This window comes from Aureimonas jatrophae, assembly GCF_900104035.1.
Taxonomy (GTDB): Bacteria; Pseudomonadota; Alphaproteobacteria; order Rhizobiales; family Rhizobiaceae; genus Aureimonas; species Aureimonas jatrophae.
Window position 1 is genome coordinate 215,719 of sequence record NZ_FNIT01000006.1, and the last position, 15,914, is coordinate 231,632.

The following is a 15,914-nucleotide window of genomic DNA, read 5'->3' on the forward strand; positions in this document are numbered from 1 at the left end:
CACAGGAGCCCATCTCGATGACAACCGGCGGCACGCTGCGCAGCCTTCTCCTCGCCACGGCCGCCCTGGCCCTCGGGCCCTCCCTGGCCCAGGCCCAGGACGTCGTCCGGATCGGCATGATCGGCGGCATCACCGGACCGATCGAAAGCCTCATGCCGCCCATCACGGAGGCCGCCCGCATGGCGGTGGGACAGGTGAACGTAGCCGGCGGTCTGGGTTCTGCGGGCGCGAAAGTGGAGATGGTGGTCGGCGACGACGGCTGCATCGACGCGGCACGTGCCTCGGCGGCGGCGGACCGGCAGGTGAACTCGGAGACCGTAGCCGGCATCGTCGGCGCCATGTGTTCCGGCGCGACGATCGCCGCCGCCAACTCGGCCGCGATCCCGGCGAAGGTCGTGATGGTCTCGCCTTCCTCGACCTCGCCGGCCGTCACGGACCTGAAGGACAACGATCTGGTCTTCCGCACCGCGCCCTCGGATGCCTATCAGGGCGAGGTTCTGGCGCGTGTCGCCCGACGCAACAACATCGATACGGTCGCCGTGACCTACGTCAATAACGACTACGGATCGGGCTTCGCGAAGGCCTTCGAGGCGGCCTTCACGGCGGGCGGGGGAAAGGTCACGCTGTCCCAGGCCCATGAGGACGGCAAGGCCGACTACCGTCCCGAGATCGGCGCGCTCGCCTCCAGCGGCGCCGATGCGCTTGTGGTGCTCGCCTATGTCGATGGTTCGGGCGGCCGCATCATCAGCCAGGCGCGCGAGACCGGCGACTTCTCGACCTTCGTCGGTGGTGACGGCATGGTGGGCGGCAACCTCACCAACGTGGCCGGCGGAGACGAGCGGTTGATCCTGACGCGTCCAGGCGGCACGGCGGCCGGCGGAGCCGAGCGCTTCGCCGAGGCGGCAAAGGGAGCCAACCTGGACCCGGAGGCGACCTATGCCGCGACGAGTTACGACGCCGCCTTCTCGCTCCTGCTCGCGCTGGAGAAGACGGGTGGCAAGCGCGAGCGCCTTTCGGCGGCGCTTCGCGACGTCTCGTCGGCGCCCGGCGAACGCATCCTGCCGGGCGAGTGGGACAAGGCCAAGAAGCTGATCGCGGCCGGCACCGACATCGACTACGAAGGTGCATCCGGATCGCTGGAGTTCGATGCGAACGGAGACGTTCCCGGTTCCTACGACGAAGTCACGATCGAGGACGGGCAGATCAAGGTCGTCGGTCCGGCGACCTGATCGACGTCTCGGCCGCATTTCGAAGGTCCCGAACGCTCTGCGTCCGGGACCTTCGTCATTTCAGGGGGTCATGTCCCCAGTTCATCAGCGAGTAGCGCCACTTGGTGTCCTCGACGTCGCCCTTGGGGCGCTGCTTCGAATGGCGGGCGATGTAGCTCACAACCTTCTTCATATGCGCCCACTGCGCGTCGGTAAGGTCGACCTTCTTGGTATGCTGGATCTCGATGATCTTGCGGCCCGATTCGTGCCCGATCGACTCGCCACCATCCTTGGACTGGCCGACGTCCTTGGACTCGTCACTCTCCAACCAGTGCTCGATCTCCTTGGGCGTCATGTTCACGCCGTCGCGGAACTCACGCCAGGTATCCTCGTGGTCATCCTTCGCCGTCATGGCCGTCTCCGGGCTTCGTGGATTCGTCGAACCCGCGAATCGGCAGCCGCGTTCCATGGAGCCGCCTAGGGCGCGGCACGCCGCTCCGGCAGGAGCCCGTTCGGCGCGAAGCGCAGGACCAGCGTGATCGTCAATCCGATCACGAAGACGCGCATCTGGAGCGCACGGGAGTCGAGATCGGCCGGCGCCTGCCAGCCGAACCAGGCCGAGCCGAGATCGCGAGCCAGACCGAAGAGCCAGAGCGCTGCGGGTTCCGACATGGTCCAGACGACGTAGACGAAGACCGCTCCGACGATCGCGCCGCGGTTGTTGCCGGCGCCGCCCAGGATCACCATCACCCAGATCAGGAAGGTATGGTTGAGGTCTACGAATCCGGCCGGGTCGAAGATCGTCGTGAAGTGGACGAGGATCGCACCGCCCAGACCCATCAGGCCCGCCCCCAGCATGAAGATTTCCAGCCGGCGGCGGTCGACGTTCTTGCCCATGGACGAGGCGGCGATCTCGTTGTCCCGGATCGCCCGCATCATGCGGCCCCAAGGGGCATGATAGGCGCGCTCCATCAGGAGATAGACCACGAGCAGGATCACGGCCGAGAGCGCGAGATAGCTGCCGCGCGCCCAGAGGAAACCGACATCCGCGGGCGTCGGAACGGGCCAGGGCAGGGGCGAGATCGTCAGGGGACCGCGCGTCAGCCAGTCGGCGTTGCGCAGGAAGGTCTTCACGATCTGCGCGATGCCGAGCGTCGCGATCGCGAGGTAGTCGGCCCGCAGCCCGAGGCAGATGCGTCCGATGACATAGGCGAGAAAGGCCGCGACGAAGCCCGCCGCCGCCCAGCCGACGGCGACCGGCAGGCCGAAGCCTCCGACGAAGCCCGCCTCCCGCTCGATCGCCTCGATAGCCGGAGCAAAGCGGGACGTGACCACGGCAAAGGCGACGAGCGAGGCCACGATGGTCAAGGCCGACGTCTGGCCTCGGCTGAGCCCCCAGCGGTGCGCGCGTGCCAGCATGGCCACGACGGCCACGCAGGCCCCCAGCCACAGCAGCGCTTGGCCGAGCAGCGGCGCGCCGGTGCCGGCCCAGAAGGCGTCGTTGACCGGAATCGTCAGAAGCACCGACGCGCAGGCGCCCGCCACGATGAAGCCCATGATGCCGACGTTGAAGAGGCCGGCGTAACCCCACTGGATATTGAGGCCGACCGCGATCAGCGCGTAGGCCGCGGCCTCGGCGAGCATGCGTACCGCGTATTCCGGTCCCTGGAGCGCGAACACAGCCGCGAGGATCGCGGCAAGGCCGGCTGCGATCCACAGCTCCGAGCGCGGCTTGTTCGTGATCGAAACGGCCCGGCTCATGCGAAGACCCTTCCCTTGAAGATGCCGGTCGGCCGGTAGATCAAGACCGCGACGAGAATCACGAAGGGCACGACGAGGCGGTACTCGTTGGGCACGAGGGCAAGGTTCGCGGGCAACTCCCACCCGACCGGTAGAACCGCGCCGAGCGGACGCAGCAGCGTCGCCACGTTGAAGACCGCCAGCGTCTCGGCGAACCCGACGACGAAGCCGCCCGCGACCGCTCCGTAGGGCTGCCCGATGCCGCCGAGGATCGCGGCGGCGAAGATCGGCAGAAGAAGGTTGTAGGCGAGGTCGGGTCGGAGTTCGACGTCGAGCGCGAGCAGCGTTCCCGCGACGGCTGCAAGGCCCCCGCCGATGATCCAGGTCGCCGCCACGACCCGCTCGATCGGAATGCCGGTCACCCTCGCCAGAGCGGGATCGTCGGCCACCGCGCGCATCGCGACGCCCAGGCGCGAGCGCGTCAGGAAGAGATGCAATGCCGTGACGAGAACGGCGGTCGCCAGCAGCAACGCCACTTGCGGTTCGGTGACGACGATCGGCCGCCCGCCGGTCGGAATGCGAAAGATCGTCTTCGGCGCGCCGAGCGCGAGGTTCCAGGAGCCGGTGCCCGCAAAGAGACGAATCAGCCCCTGCAGCATCAGTGCGACGCCGATCGAGGCCATGACCATGACGACGGGCCGCGCACCCCGTTCGCGCAACGGGCGGTAGAAGACGCGGTCGAGCCCCACCGCGAACCCGGCCGTGACGATCATCGAAAGCGGAAGGACGAGCAGCGCCAGCGGCAGCGGGGCGGCGATGCCGAGGCCGGATGCGACGCCGGCCAGGATCAGCGTGACGAAGGCACCTGCGGTCATCATGTCGCCATGGGCGAAGTGGGCAAACCGCAGGATGCCGAAGATCAGAGTCACGCCGACGGCGCCGAGCGCATAGATCGAGCCGATCACGAGGCCGCCGACGAGGCCGCGATTGATGAAGAAGACGAGATCGTCCAAGGGGGCGTTCCGGAAGCGAGGCGGGGCGTCAGCCGCCGAGGAAGGATCGGGCGACGTCGGGGTCGGCGAGAAGCTCGGCGCCCGTGCCGGTGAAGCGCATGCGCCCGCCGGCCAGGACGAAACCCCGCGTCGCTATGCCGAGGGCTTGGCGAGCGTTCTGTTCGACCAGCGCCACCGTGACTCCGGTCCGGTTCACCGCCACGACGCGGTCGAACAGTTCGCTCATGTAAAGCGGCGACAGGCCGGCCGTCGGCTCGTCGAGCAGGAGGACGCTCGGGTCGCTCATCAGCGCCCGGCCGACCGCGACCATCTGGCGCTGGCCGCCCGAAAGCTCTCCCGCCGGTTGCGCACGCTTGGCTTTCAGCGGCGGGAAGATCTCGAACACGCGGTCGAGCAAGGCGGCACGCTCGCCTCGACGGACATAGGCACCCATGTCGAGGTTCTCCTGCACGGAGAGCGTGCGGAAGACATTGTGCTCCTGCGGCACGAAGGCGAGGCCGCGTCCGGCATGCGACTCGGTCGGCCGGTTCGCGATGTCCTCTCCGCGCAGGAGGATGCAGCCGTCCGATACGGCGAGAAGCCCGAACACGGCCTTCAGCGTGGTCGATTTGCCGGCCCCGTTCGGGCCGACGATGACGCCGATGTCGCCCTCGTCGAGCGCAAGGTCGAGCCCATTGAGGATCGGGGCGGAACCATAGCCGGCGACGACGCCCTGGAGGCTGAGGATGCTCATGAGCGAACGCTTCCGGTTGCGTGTCCCGTGGGCGACCCACCGAAATACGCTTCCACGACCGCCGCGTCGTTGCGCAGGTCGCCAAACGAGCCCTCGCGCATCACCGTGCCCGCCGCCATGACGATAACGGGATCGCACAAGCGGCTGATCAGATCCATGTCGTGCTCGATCACGAAGAAGGTGTAGCCGCGCTCGCGGTTCAGGCGCTCGATGCTGTCGGCGAGCGAGGCGAGAAGCGTGCGGTTCACGCCCGCCGCGATTTCGTCGAGCAGCACGACCTTGGCGTCCACCATCATGGTGCGGCCGAGCTCGAGGAGTTTCTTCTGGCCGCCGGACAGGTTGCCCGCCAACTCCTGCGCGACATGGCCGAGACGCAGGAAGTCAACGACCTCCTCGGCGCGCTCGCGCACCCGTCGCTCGCCCTCGCGCATTCGGCTTCCCTGTAGCCATACCGAGGCGAGGTTCTCGCCAGGCTGCGCGGCTGGCACCATCATCAGGTTCTCGAGAACCGTCAGGCGCGAGAACTCATGCGCGATCTGGAAGGTGCGCAGGAGCCCGCGTCCGAAAAGCTCATGCGGCTTCAGTCCATCGGTTTTTCGGCCATCGAAGCGGATCGTGCCGGACGAGGGGGCGACATTCCCGGCCACCATGTTGAAGAGCGTCGTCTTGCCCGCGCCGTTGGGCCCGATCAGACCCGTGATCGAGCCGCGCCGAACCTGGAGCGAGCAATCGTTCACGGCCGTGATGCCGCCGAACCGTCGCGAGACGTTCTCGACCTCGATGATAGCGTCCATGAGGTCAGGTCCCGTAGTAGACGATCGGATCGCCAAAGCGCGGATGAAGGCCGGTGCGCAGACGGTGCAGCCCGGCGCGCTCATAGAAGCGGCAGGCCCGCTCGTTGCCTGGTCGGGTGTAGAGCGTGAACCCATCCGGAAGGACGCCCCGCACCCAACCGAACAAACGCGTTCCAATCCCGGACCCGAGCTCCTCGGGAGCGACGAAAAGTTCGGCCAGGACCCGTTCCGCCGGCTTCACCGCCGCGAAGCCCAGAACCTCGTCGCCTCGCGTCGCGACCTGGGCGAGCCAGCCTTGCGCGAACTCCGCATCCACGCGCTGTCGCAACGTGGCCAACAGGGGCGCTGCCGCAGGACCGACGCCCGGAAGACAAGCGCCGGCATGCCAGATCTCGGCGATCCGGTCCCGGTCGGCCTCTGTGGCCGGGCGCAGTTCGATGCTTGCGGTATCGCTCGTCATGCCTTCGCGAGCCGCCGTTTGCGGATCGCCCTCGTCGAACGGTGAAACAGGGGTCGGCTCGGCGGACGATGCTCCGCCAACCGAAGCCGTGCTGCATAAAGGCGGAAGCTCGCGCACGCAAATGCCGCCATCCGACGCCCGCCTACAGTGTTCATCAACGGGTCGAGTGCTATGTGTGGCCGCACACCTCCGGCAAGCCGGCGGTAACGGCTGAAGGACGAGCGTGCTGACCATCCAAAACGATACGGCGAGCGATGCCTTCCGCGAGGCGATGAGCCATGTCGCCTCGGCGGTCTGTCTGGTCACGACCGACGGCGCGGCAGGACGGCGCGGCGTGACGGTCACGGCGGTCTGCTCGGTTTCCGACAACCCGCCGACGCTTCTCGTTTGCCTCAATCATGCGAACGCCGCCAACGCGCTGTTCGATACGAACGGCGTGTTTGCGGTCAACGTCCTGGCCGAGCACAACGAGGGCGTGGCTCGTGCTTTCGCGGGCGAGGGGAAACTGGAGCCGGAAGAACGCTTCAGACGCGGACATTGGCGCACGTTACGGACGGGCGCACCAATTCTCGAGAACGCGTTGGTCGCCTTCGACTGCCGGTTGGAAGACAGCCGCATCGTCGCGACCCATCGCGTCCTGATGGGCCGGGTCGTCGCCGTCAGCGAGCCGGTCGCGGGCTCGAGCCTTCTTTATCGCGCACGCCGCTACCATTTTCTTCCCGCGCTATAGGTTCGAGGCGGCGGCCGCCGCTGCCGGACAGCCGCCGGGAGTGGGTCATGGACGACGTTCTGGAGATTGCCGAGCGATGGAGCGCCGAAGGGCGGCGCCTGGCGCTCGCTACGGTGATCGAGACCTGGGGCTCGGCCCCTCGCCCGAGCGGCAGCCATCTGCTGGTGGACAGCGAGGCCAACTTCGAAGGGTCCGTATCGGGCGGTTGCGTCGAGGGCGCGGTGATCACGGAAGCGATCGACGTCATCGAGACCGGTGCGCCGCGTGTTCTCGAGTTCGGCGTCGCCGACGAGACGGCCTGGCAGGTCGGCCTGTCCTGCGGCGGTCGCATTCGCGTCTACGTTGAACGGCTGGTCTGATGGACGCTACGCTGCTTCATGATCTGAACGCGGAACGTGCGGCGCGTCGCGCCTGCGCGGTCGTCACACAGCTTGACGGCGGCGAACAGCGCCTCGTTCGCGAGACCGGACTGGAAGGCGACGCTCTGGCAAGCGAGATCGTCGCCGCGCTTCGCACGGGCCGCGCGCGGCTGACCGAGGACGGCAGGAGTTTCATCAACGCCTACCTTCCGCCGGCCCGCATTCTGGTGATCGGTGCCGTGCATATCTCGCAGGCGCTGGCGCCGATCGCCCGTATCAGCGGCTTCGACGTGCGCATCGTGGATCCGCGCGGCGCCTTCGCGACCCCGGAGCGTTTCCCCGACGTTCCGGTCTCGGCGGCATGGCCCGAGATCGCGCTGCGCGAACAGCCGCTGGATCCGTACACGGCTCTGGTCGCCGTGACGCATGATCCCAAGATCGACGACCTGCCGCTCGAGATGGCGTTGCGCACGGGCTGCTTCTACGTGGGGGCTCTCGGGAGCCGGAAGACCCACGCCCGGCGCGTCGAACGCCTTCTCGCCGCCGGCTTGCCCCAACATCGCATCGACACGATCGACGCCCCGATCGGCGCCGATATCGGTGCCTCGACGCCGGCCGAGATCGCGGTGGCCATTACCGCGTCGGTGATCGAGGCATTCCGGAAGCGTCGCATGCATGCCGAGCGCCGAGGCGAGACGCAGGCCGCATGAAGTTCGGGACATGGCCGCTCGACGAAGCCGAGGGTACGCTGCTCGCCCATGCCGTCCGCTTGCCGGACGGTCGCCTTCCCAAAGGTCGGAAGCTGACGACGGATGATATCGAGCGCCTTCGGGCAGGCGGTCAGCGCGACGTGATCGCCGCGCGGCTCGACGCAGGCGACATCGGCGAAGACGAGGCCGCTGGATGGATCGCGTCGGCGCTTGCCGGCACGGACGTTCTGGCAGAAACGCCGGCCACCGGGCGGAGCAATCTCTTCGCGCAGAAGGCCGGCCTGTTCCTGCCACAGCGTTCCGTTGTCGACGACCTCAACCGCATCGATCCCGCGATCACGCTCGCGACGCTGCCGGAACACGCGTCTGTCGAGGCAGGCCGCATGGTGGCGACCGTCAAGATCATACCGCTGGCCTTGCCGCGCACGGCCGTCGAGGCGGCGGTCGAGTTGGTGCAACGCTCGCCGGCATGGCGACTTCAGCCGTTCCGTTCGATGGCTGTCGGGCTGGTGCAGACGCAACTTCCGTCCGTCAAGGCAAGCGTACTCGACAAGACGCGCGGGGCATTCGAGGTCCGTCTGAGGCCGAGCGGCTCCCACCTCGTCCGCGAGCGTCGCTGCGACCATGAGGCCGCTGCTTTGGCCGAGGCTTTGAGCGCACCGGCCGGCGGCGAGCAGCTGACCGTGATCTTCGGAGCCTCGGCCGTGATCGACCCGGACGACGTCGTGCCGAGCGCCGTACGGCAGGCCGGCGGGACGGTCGATCACCTCGGCATGCCGGTCGACCCGGGGAACCTGCTCCTGATCGGCCGCATTGGGGAGCGCACCGTGATCGGCGCACCGGGCTGTGCGCGCAGTGTGCGTGAGAACGGTTTCGATTGGGTGCTGAACCGGATACTGGCCGGACTTCGCGTCACGCCTCAGGATCTGACGGGCATGGGCGTCGGCGGATTGTTGATGGAGATCGCCTCCCGCCCGCAGCCTCGAGAGGCTGTCGTTGACGGCGCATCGAACGGCGTGTCGATCGTCCTGCTCGCGGCCGGGCGATCGAGTCGTATGGGCGGACCCAACAAGCTGCTTGCGACGATCGACAGCAAGCCGCTCGTGCGGCGATCGGCCGAGACCGCGCTGGCTGCGGGAGCCGAGCGCGTTCTCGTGGTCGTGGGACACATGGAGGCGGAGATCGTCGAGGCGCTGGCGGGGCTTCCGGTCGAGATCGTGCGCAACGGTCGCTTTGCCGAAGGACTGTCGACATCCGTTCAGGCTGGGTTCGCGGCGGCGGGATCGGCGGCGGGTGTCCTGGTCATGCTGGCCGACCAGCCGCTCCTGACCGCGCAGCATCTGCGGCAATTGATGGACCGCTTTTGCCCGACCGGCGAAGGCTCCATCGTGCTCGCCTCCGATGCCGGGCAACGGGCCAATCCCGTAATTCTGTCCGCGCTCTATCGGGACGAGATCGGCCGTCTCGTCGGCGATGTGGGCGCGAGATCCATCGTGCAGGCTCATCGATCAGCGGTTGTCGAGGTCGACCTCGGTCCGGCTGCCTCCTTCGATGTCGATACACCCGACCTCATGGTCCGCGCCGGTGGCATCCTGCCGGTGGCTTCGCCAGGATTCTGAGGCGCTCGCGTCAACCCTTCGCGCGAGCGTGATTTTTCTTGGCGTCCGCCTGACAGCGGTCGGAACAGTAGAGAACGTTGTCCCAGTTGCGAGCCCAGGACTTTCGCCACGTCATGGGGCGACCGCACTGGACGCAGGTCTTCGTGGGAAGCTCGCCCTTTCGACGCATCCTCGGCATCGCAACTCCTCGTTTGATCGCGCCAATGCCGTATGTCCCACTCGGGTTCCGGGCCGCGCTTTGAGGACACACTTGAACGGCCGAAGTGTCGCGACATCTCGCCTGCCACAATGAACAAGGAGAGTGCGGGCGTGGGGCGTTACATCGTGATCGGGGCACACGGGGGCATCGGCGAGGCCACCGCACGGCGTTTGGCGGCAGCCGGCCACGACCTCGTACTGGTGGGGCGGGATGGCGGAGCCGTTTCCGCGCTCGCGTCCGAGCTCGGAAACGCGGAGCCGGTCCTTGGCGACAGCGAGGACGGCGACCCCTACGCCGATCTCGGCGAGAAGGCAGGCCCGCGTCTGGATGGGCTCGTCTACGCGGCGGGGACCATCACGCTGAAGCCGTTCCCGAAGGTGACGCCCGACGATGCGTTGCGCGACTTCCGCATCAACGCGCTGGGCGCGATGATCGCGGTTCAGCGTTGCCTTCCCGCTCTGACGGCAGCCGAGAACGGCGCAAGCGTCGTTCTGTATTCCACCGTGGCCGTCGCGCAGGGCTTTGCGTCCCACGCCTCGATCGCCATGGCGAAAGGAGCGGTCCAGGCGCTGGCGCTGTCATTGGCCGCCGAGCTCGCGCCAAAGGTGCGCGTCAACGCCATCGCACCCTCGCTGACCCTTTCGCCGCTCGGACGCAGCGTCGCCGGCAACGAGCGGATCGAGGATGCCCTGGCGAAGCTCCACCCGATCCCGCGGCTGGGCGAACCCGACGAGATCGCGGCCCTGACCACCTTTCTGCTGTCGGCGGACGCCGGCTGGATCACGGGCCAGGTGTTCGGCGTGGACGGCGGACGCTCGACGCTGCGCACCGCGCGTAGCTGACCGCATGGCCGGCACGCTGCGGTTCGTCCTCGGCGATCAGCTGAGCCGGTCGCTGTCGTCGCTGCGGGACTGCGCCGACGGCGACGTCGTGCTGATGGCGGAGGTCGGCGACGAGGCGACCTATGTGCGCCACCACCAGCGCAAGATCGCCTTCCTGTTTGCGGCCATGCGTCACTTCGCCGGCGATCTGCGCGCGGAGGGACTGAGCGTCGACTACGTCGTGCTCGATGACCCCGCCAACACCGCAAGCTTCACCGGTGAACTGGCACGCGCCCTCGAGCGGCATCCCGACCTCGATCGGGTCGTCGTGACCGAGCCCGGCGAATGGCGTGTTCTGGAGATGATGGAGGACTGGGAAGCCTTCATCGGACGTCCGGTCGAGATCCGCTCCGATGACCGCTTTCTCTGCTCGCATGCCGAGTTTGCCGCCTATGCCGGCGAAGCGAAATCGCTTCGCATGGAGGACTTCTACCGTGGCATGCGTCGCCGGACCGGCTTCCTGATGGAGGGCGAGCGGCCGATCGGCGGACGCTGGAACCTCGACAGCGAGAACCGCGAGCCGCTTCCCGCACGGGTCCAGGCGCCCGAGCGCCCGCACTTCGAACCGGACCAGACGACACAGGAGGTGTTGGGTCTCGTATCGGGCCGTTTCGGCAATCATTTCGGTTCGCTCGACGGCTTCGACTATCCCGTGACGCGCCACGACGCCTTGGCCTACCTAGACTGGTTCACCGAAGTCGCGCTTCCGAACTTCGGAACCTACCAGGACGCGATGCGACAGGGCGAGCCGCTCCTGTTTCATTCCCATTTGTCGGCTCTTATCAACTGCGGTCTTCTTCTGCCTCGCGAATGTTGCGAGCGGGCAGTGGCTGCCCACGGGACGGGCGCCGTGCCGCTCAACGCCGCTGAAGGCTTCGTGCGTCAGATCATCGGTTGGCGTGAATTCGTACGCGGTGTCTACTGGCGGGAGATGCCGGACTACGCCGGGCGCAACGCCCTGCGAGCGGAGCGACGGCTACCCGACTTCTTCTGGACCGGCGACACGGACCTCAACTGCCTCGCCCAGTCCATCCGCGAGACGGCCGCCAATGCCTATGCGCATCATATCCAAAGGTTGATGGTGCTCGGCAACTTCTGCCTGCTGGCCGGCATCGATCCACGCGAGGTGCAGGAGTGGTATCTCGTCGTGTTCCACGATGCCTACGAATGGGTCGAGATGCCGAACGTCGTCGGCATGATCCTGCATGCCGACGGCGGGCTGCTCGCGACCAAACCCTATGCGGCGTCCGGCAACTACATTCATCGCATGTCGGACTACTGCGACCACTGCCGGTTCGATGTGAAGCAGCGGACAGGCGAGGACGCTTGCCCCTTCAACTATCTCTACTGGGATTTCGTGGCGCGGCATCGCGAACGCCTTGCGCGTAACCATCGCACCGCACGCACGGTGTCATCGCTCGACCGTCTCGATCCGGCGCGGCTTGATCAGATGCGCGAGAGTGCGCGACGCTTTCTGCATGCGCTTCCCGCGAGTGCCTCCTATTGAGCATGCTCATATGTGGGGCAATGCGAAGTGCGCCGTTAACGTCTCGTTCATGATGCGGGCGCACGCTTCAAGGTGCAGGCGGCGATACGCCCGCCGAACGAAGCACAAGGAGCCGACATGCCCTATGCGCGCGTTTCCGATCCAGCCTTCATCGAGCGACTCCGCGGCGCCGGACTGACGACCGCCGAAATTCTCTACCGCATGCCGGACCATCCCGCGCTGCTGCAGACCTTCTCCTGGCAGTTCGAGGATACGGCGCCGAACTATCCGCGCCTGCGCCGCTTCCTCGATTACTGGGAGCGGGAGATCGAGGCCAAGATCCACTCCGTACGGGTGATGCATTCCCGCTTGATCAAGCCGCAGGAGATCCACTGCCTCGCCGAGATCGGCTACCTCAACTGATCAGTCCGAGTCCTCGGAAGCTCGCCTGGCTATTGCGGCCTATGATGATGTGATCGTGCACGCTGATCGACAGCGTCTTGGCAGCGGCCACGATCTGGCGCGTGAGCTCGATATCGGCGCCCGACGGTGTCGGATCGCCCGATGGATGGTTGTGCACGAGGATCACGGCGGTCGCCGAAAGTTCCAGGGCGCGCCGCACGACCTCGCGAGGGTAGGCGGGCGTATGATCCACCGTGCCCGTGCCCTGTACCTCGTCCGCGATCAGGGCGTTCCGCTTGTCGAGAAACAGGATGCGGAACTGCTCGCGCGTTTCGAAGGCCATGGCCGCGTGGCAATAGGCAATCACCGCGCTCCAGGACGACAGAACTTCGCGCTGACGCAGGTCCGAGCGCATGACGCGCTGGTTCAGAGCCGCGAGGATCTGGAAATCGACGATCGCCGATCGGCCCATGCCCTCGACCTCCGCCAGGAGACGCGGTGGCGCGTTGACGACGTCGGCCAGCGTTCCGAACCGGCGCAAGAGCGTCTTGGCGAGCGGCTTGACGTCGCGCCGGGGGATCGAGCGGAACAGCACGAGCTCCAGCATCTCGTAATCGGCGAGCGCGTCCGCGCCGGCCTCGACGAACCGGGCCCGCAGGCGGTCGCGATGGCCGTCGTGATGCTTCGGGGCGGCCGTCGCTGAGGACGCCTCCGACACGTCGAAGGCGGACGCTGCCTCGCTGATGCCGCCCCGGCGGTCGCTCATGCGGCGTTGGAAGTCCAGGGCGCCCAGGTCGAGGGAGGGAAGCCCGGCATGTCGCGTCCGCCGGGCGAGTAGGTGAAGACCTCGCAGCCTGTTTCGGTCACGCCCACCGTGTGCTCGTATTGCGCGGAAAGGGACCGGTCGCGCGTCACCGCGGTCCATCCATCGTTCAAGACCTTCACATGGGGGCGGCCCGTGTTGATCATCGGCTCGATCGTGAAGATCATGCCCGGGCGCATCTCGACGCCTTCGCCACGCCGTCCGTAGTGCAGGATGTTGGGTGCGTCGTGAAACAGGCGGCCGACGCCGTGGCCGCAGAAGTCGCGCACGACCGAGCAGCGCTCGCCCTCCGCATATTCCTGGATCGCGGCACCGATGTCCCCGACGTGGCCGCCGGGCTTCACCGCCTCGATACCAAGAAGAAGCGAGCGATAGGTGATCTCGCACAGGCGCTCGGCAACGCGCTTCACCTTGCCGACCGGATACATGCGTGACGAGTCGCCATAGTAGCCGTTGACGATCAGCGTGACGTCGATGTTGGCGATGTCGCCCTCGCGCAACGGCTTGTCGTTCGGGATACCGTGGCACACGACGTGGTTGATCGAGATGCAGGTACTTTTGCCGTAGCCACGATAGTTGAGGGTCGCCGGCAACGCCTTGTTGTCCATCGCGAATTCGAAGACCCGGTCGTCGATGAACTGGGTGGTCACGCCCGGCTGAACGAGATCGGTCAGCTCGTCGAGGCAGCGCGCGGTCAGCTGACACGCACGCCGCATGCCCTCGAACGCTTCGGCGTCATAGAGGCGGATCGAGCCGGTGTTCCGGGTCGGATGGGCTTCGGCTTCGAGATAGACGGTCATCGGACGGCATTCATCGTGTGCGGGAAAGTCTTCCGCACCGATGTCGCATTGCGCGTGCCGCGCTTCAACCCCGCAGATCGGCGATGCCGACCGGCAGGCATCTCAACTGCACACATAGGATCCGGGCGCATCCTCGATCGGCGCCAGCTTGTCGCCGCCCGGTTCGCGGGCCGCCACGCGCTCCTCGCCCGACTGCTCCCGCAGCCAGGCTTCCCAGTCGGGCCACCAGGAACCCTTGGTCTCGTTTGTCTCGGTCCACCACGCCTCGAAGCTCAAGCCCTCGCGCGGCTGCGGACCGGTCCAGAACTGGTACTTCCCGCGCGCGGGCGGGTTCACGACACCCGCGATATGTCCGGAACCCGTGACCACGAAGCGCACGGGTCCGCCGAACGCACCGCTTCCCTCATAGACGCTGAGTGCGGGCGCGATGTGGTCCTCGCGCGTGGCCAGGTTGTAGATCGGCGTATCGATCGACGAGAGATCGATATCCACGTCGCCCAACCGCATCCGGCCGCGCGACAGGCGATTCTCGAGATAGCAGTTTCGCAGATAGAAGAGGTGGTTGGCCTTCGCCATCCGCGTGGCATCGGCGTTCCAGAACAGCAGGTCGAAGGGCAGTGGCTCGCGGCCCTTCAGGTAGTTGTTCACGAAGTAGGGCCAGATCAGATCGCCCGAACGCAGGAGGTTGAAGGCGGTCGCCATCTTCGTGCCGTCGAGATAGCCGCGGCTCATCGCCTTCTCGATCTCCGCCAGCTGTTCCTCATCGACGAAGACCTTGAGGTCGCCGGCGTGGCGGAAGTCGACCTGTGTCGTCAACAGCGTCGCCGAGCGGATCCGGTGATCTCCCTTCGCCTTCAGGTAGGCGAGGCTGGCCGCCAGCAGCGTGCCGCCGACGCAGTAGCCGACCGCGTCGACCTCGGTCTCGCCGGTCGCCTCGCGCACCGTGTCGAGACCGAAGACAAGGCCCTCCTCGATGTAGGCTTGCCAGTCCTTGTCGGCATGCCGCTCGTCCGGATTGATCCAGGACACGACGAACACCGTGCGACCCTGCTCGACCAGCCAGCGGATCAGGCTCTTCTCCGGCGTCAGGTCGAGAATGTAGAACTTGTTGATCCAGGGCGGCGAGATCAGAATCGGCCGCCGGTACACCGTCTCGGTCAGGGGCGCGTATTGGACGATCTGACACAGTTCGTTCTGCGCTACGACCTTGCCGGGGGTCGTTGCCAGGTTGTCGCCGACACGGAAGCGGCTGGCGTCGGACTGACGCAGCTTCAGCGTGCCGGCTCCCTTGGCGAGGTCCTCGGCGAACATCTTCATGCCACGCGCTAGGTTCGCGCCGTTCTCCGCCACCGTCTCGCGAAACAGCTCCGGATTCGTCAGGACGAAGTTGGAGGGGCTGATGGCGTTGGTGATCTGGCGTACGTAGAAGATCGCCTTCTGGCGCGTATGGGGGTCGAGGCCCTCGGCCCTGTCCACCAGACCCTGCGCCCATTGCGTGACGAGGGTGTAGGCTTCGCGAAGGAAATTGAAGAAGAGGTTGCGTCGCCACTCCTCGTCCGCGAACCGCTTGTCGTTCGGCGCCGAACCCGGGACGGGGGGCGCAGCCGGCTCGGTCGAGACCGTCTGGAGCGATCGCATCCAGATATTGAAGAAGCCGGCCATCAGGCCCGTCTGCGCCTCGAGCGCGCGCACCGGATCGTTCAGCCAGTACTCGGCGACGCGCGACAGCGTCGAGACGACATCGCCGTAGCTCACCGGTCCATCCACGGCCTCGCCGCGTTCGCGCGGCTCGACCCAGGCCGAGGCAGCCTTTCCCAGGTGTTCCAGCATGTGCGCCATGTTGCGCGCGAACGCTTCCGGATCCCGCACCGCATAGGGCGCGAAATCGGCCGCATCGTCGCGGCTGGGCCGGGTCGCGGACTCGGACATGACGTGACCTCCTCTAGCGCTCCTAGAA

At 66.8% G+C, this 15,914-nt stretch carries 18 protein-coding genes; 8 read left to right on the forward strand and 10 right to left on the reverse strand.

The window, feature by feature from the left end:
• Positions 1-17: 17 nt before the first annotated feature.
• Positions 18-1,229 (forward strand): ABC transporter substrate-binding protein, encoded by a 1,212-nt coding sequence (locus BLQ76_RS14580; RefSeq protein ID WP_090674618.1) that lies wholly within the window; start codon positions 18-20, stop codon positions 1,227-1,229.
• Between the two features lie 55 nt (positions 1,230-1,284).
• Here the strand turns inward: BLQ76_RS14580 and BLQ76_RS14585 are convergent, their stop codons facing one another.
• From BLQ76_RS14585 to BLQ76_RS14610, 6 genes are all read right to left on the reverse strand, one after another.
• On the reverse strand, positions 1,285-1,620 hold the full coding sequence (locus tag BLQ76_RS14585) for a DUF3140 domain-containing protein (RefSeq protein ID WP_090674621.1): 336 nt from the start codon (positions 1,618-1,620) through the stop codon (positions 1,285-1,287).
• A 65-nt stretch (positions 1,621-1,685) separates the two neighbouring features.
• On the reverse strand, positions 1,686-2,969 hold the full coding sequence (locus tag BLQ76_RS14590) for a branched-chain amino acid ABC transporter permease (RefSeq protein ID WP_090674623.1): 1,284 nt from the start codon (positions 2,967-2,969) through the stop codon (positions 1,686-1,688).
• Complete coding sequence (locus BLQ76_RS14595; protein WP_090674626.1) at positions 2,966-3,961, reverse strand: branched-chain amino acid ABC transporter permease; 996 nt, start codon at positions 3,959-3,961, stop codon at positions 2,966-2,968. The genes BLQ76_RS14590 and BLQ76_RS14595 overlap by 4 nt, the downstream gene beginning before the upstream one ends.
• Before the next feature lie 28 nt (positions 3,962-3,989).
• Positions 3,990-4,694 carry an ABC transporter ATP-binding protein gene (locus tag BLQ76_RS14600; protein WP_090674628.1) on the reverse strand — a complete coding sequence of 235 codons (705 nt, stop codon included), beginning with the start codon at positions 4,692-4,694 and terminating at the stop codon, positions 3,990-3,992.
• Positions 4,691-5,488, reverse strand: coding sequence for an ABC transporter ATP-binding protein (locus tag BLQ76_RS14605; protein ID WP_090674631.1), 798 nt, complete (start codon positions 5,486-5,488; stop codon positions 4,691-4,693). Before BLQ76_RS14605 ends, BLQ76_RS14600 begins: the two co-directional genes overlap by 4 nt.
• A 4-nt stretch (positions 5,489-5,492) precedes the next feature.
• A complete protein-coding gene (locus BLQ76_RS14610; RefSeq protein ID WP_170842603.1) occupies positions 5,493-5,948 on the reverse strand; it encodes a GNAT family N-acetyltransferase in 456 nt (151 codons plus the stop codon).
• Positions 5,949-6,171: 223 nt separating this feature from the next.
• Here BLQ76_RS14610 and BLQ76_RS14615 point away from each other — a divergent pair, with 223 nt between their 5' ends.
• From BLQ76_RS14615 to BLQ76_RS14630, 4 genes are read left to right on the forward strand one after another with little or no spacing between them, the layout of a single operon-like run.
• Positions 6,172-6,678 carry a flavin reductase gene (locus tag BLQ76_RS14615; protein ID WP_425285167.1) on the forward strand — a complete coding sequence of 169 codons (507 nt, stop codon included), beginning with the start codon at positions 6,172-6,174 and terminating at the stop codon, positions 6,676-6,678.
• A gap of 47 nt (positions 6,679-6,725) precedes the next feature.
• On the forward strand, positions 6,726-7,037 hold the full coding sequence (locus tag BLQ76_RS14620) for an XdhC family protein (RefSeq protein ID WP_090674638.1): 312 nt from the start codon (positions 6,726-6,728) through the stop codon (positions 7,035-7,037).
• Positions 7,037-7,747, forward strand: a complete 711-nt coding sequence (locus tag BLQ76_RS14625; RefSeq protein ID WP_090674640.1) for an XdhC family protein — start codon at positions 7,037-7,039, stop codon at positions 7,745-7,747. The genes BLQ76_RS14620 and BLQ76_RS14625 overlap by 1 nt, the downstream gene beginning before the upstream one ends.
• Complete coding sequence (locus tag BLQ76_RS14630; RefSeq protein ID WP_090674642.1) at positions 7,744-9,366, forward strand: NTP transferase domain-containing protein; 1,623 nt, start codon at positions 7,744-7,746, stop codon at positions 9,364-9,366. Before BLQ76_RS14625 ends, BLQ76_RS14630 begins: the two co-directional genes overlap by 4 nt.
• Positions 9,367-9,376: 10 nt before the next feature.
• Here the strand turns inward: BLQ76_RS14630 and BLQ76_RS14635 are convergent, their stop codons facing one another.
• Entirely contained in the window at positions 9,377-9,544 is a 168-nt protein-coding gene (locus BLQ76_RS14635) for a DUF2256 domain-containing protein (protein ID WP_090674645.1), read from the reverse strand.
• 131 nt (positions 9,545-9,675) lie between these two features.
• Between BLQ76_RS14635 and BLQ76_RS14640 the strand changes: the two genes are divergently transcribed.
• The 3 genes from BLQ76_RS14640 (at position 9,676) to BLQ76_RS14650 (ending at position 12,355) form a co-directional block, all read left to right on the forward strand.
• Entirely contained in the window at positions 9,676-10,407 is a 732-nt protein-coding gene (locus tag BLQ76_RS14640; protein ID WP_090674845.1) for an SDR family NAD(P)-dependent oxidoreductase, read from the forward strand.
• Between the two features lie 4 nt (positions 10,408-10,411).
• The gene (locus tag BLQ76_RS14645) at positions 10,412-11,953 is read left to right on the forward strand and encodes a cryptochrome/photolyase family protein (protein ID WP_090674648.1); all 1,542 of its coding nucleotides are present in this window, start codon (positions 10,412-10,414) and stop codon (positions 11,951-11,953) included.
• A 117-nt stretch (positions 11,954-12,070) separates the two neighbouring features.
• Positions 12,071-12,355 (forward strand): usg protein, encoded by a 285-nt coding sequence (locus tag BLQ76_RS14650; protein WP_090674651.1) that lies wholly within the window; start codon positions 12,071-12,073, stop codon positions 12,353-12,355.
• On the opposite strand, the gene radC is transcribed toward BLQ76_RS14650, so the two are convergent.
• The 3 genes from radC to phaC form a co-directional block, all read right to left on the reverse strand.
• Positions 12,348-13,100 (reverse strand): RadC family protein, encoded by a 753-nt coding sequence (radC, locus tag BLQ76_RS14655; protein WP_090674654.1) that lies wholly within the window; start codon positions 13,098-13,100, stop codon positions 12,348-12,350. The genes BLQ76_RS14650 and radC overlap by 8 nt on opposite strands.
• Positions 13,097-13,957, reverse strand: coding sequence for a type I methionyl aminopeptidase (gene map, locus BLQ76_RS14660; protein WP_090674657.1), 861 nt, complete (start codon positions 13,955-13,957; stop codon positions 13,097-13,099). Before map ends, radC begins: the two co-directional genes overlap by 4 nt.
• Before the next feature lie 102 nt (positions 13,958-14,059).
• Positions 14,060-15,886 (reverse strand): class I poly(R)-hydroxyalkanoic acid synthase, encoded by a 1,827-nt coding sequence (gene phaC, locus BLQ76_RS14665; protein WP_090674658.1) that lies wholly within the window; start codon positions 15,884-15,886, stop codon positions 14,060-14,062.
• Positions 15,887-15,914 lie beyond the last annotated feature (28 nt).

What these genes read in the sequence shown, in the direction of transcription:
- BLQ76_RS14580 (WP_090674618.1), top strand. Translation starts at nt 18, where the DNA reads ATGACAACCGGCGGCACGCTGCGCAGCCTTCTCCTCGCCACGGCCGCC.
- BLQ76_RS14585 (WP_090674621.1), bottom strand. Translation starts at nt 1,620, where the DNA reads ATGACGGCGAAGGATGACCACGAGGATACCTGGCGTGAGTTCCGCGAC.
- BLQ76_RS14590 (WP_090674623.1), bottom strand. Translation starts at nt 2,969, where the DNA reads ATGAGCCGGGCCGTTTCGATCACGAACAAGCCGCGCTCGGAGCTGTGG.
- BLQ76_RS14600 (WP_090674628.1), bottom strand. Translation starts at nt 4,694, where the DNA reads ATGAGCATCCTCAGCCTCCAGGGCGTCGTCGCCGGCTATGGTTCCGCC.
- BLQ76_RS14605 (WP_090674631.1), bottom strand. Translation starts at nt 5,488, where the DNA reads ATGGACGCTATCATCGAGGTCGAGAACGTCTCGCGACGGTTCGGCGGC.
- BLQ76_RS14610 (WP_170842603.1), bottom strand. Translation starts at nt 5,948, where the DNA reads ATGACGAGCGATACCGCAAGCATCGAACTGCGCCCGGCCACAGAGGCC.
- BLQ76_RS14620 (WP_090674638.1), top strand. Translation starts at nt 6,726, where the DNA reads ATGGACGACGTTCTGGAGATTGCCGAGCGATGGAGCGCCGAAGGGCGG.
- BLQ76_RS14625 (WP_090674640.1), top strand. Translation starts at nt 7,037, where the DNA reads ATGGACGCTACGCTGCTTCATGATCTGAACGCGGAACGTGCGGCGCGT.
- BLQ76_RS14630 (WP_090674642.1), top strand. Translation starts at nt 7,744, where the DNA reads ATGAAGTTCGGGACATGGCCGCTCGACGAAGCCGAGGGTACGCTGCTC.
- BLQ76_RS14635 (WP_090674645.1), bottom strand. Translation starts at nt 9,544, where the DNA reads ATGCCGAGGATGCGTCGAAAGGGCGAGCTTCCCACGAAGACCTGCGTC.
- BLQ76_RS14645 (WP_090674648.1), top strand. Translation starts at nt 10,412, where the DNA reads ATGGCCGGCACGCTGCGGTTCGTCCTCGGCGATCAGCTGAGCCGGTCG.
- BLQ76_RS14650 (WP_090674651.1), top strand. Translation starts at nt 12,071, where the DNA reads ATGCCCTATGCGCGCGTTTCCGATCCAGCCTTCATCGAGCGACTCCGC.
- radC (WP_090674654.1), bottom strand. Translation starts at nt 13,100, where the DNA reads ATGAGCGACCGCCGGGGCGGCATCAGCGAGGCAGCGTCCGCCTTCGAC.
- map (WP_090674657.1), bottom strand. Translation starts at nt 13,957, where the DNA reads ATGACCGTCTATCTCGAAGCCGAAGCCCATCCGACCCGGAACACCGGC.
- phaC (WP_090674658.1), bottom strand. Translation starts at nt 15,886, where the DNA reads ATGTCCGAGTCCGCGACCCGGCCCAGCCGCGACGATGCGGCCGATTTC.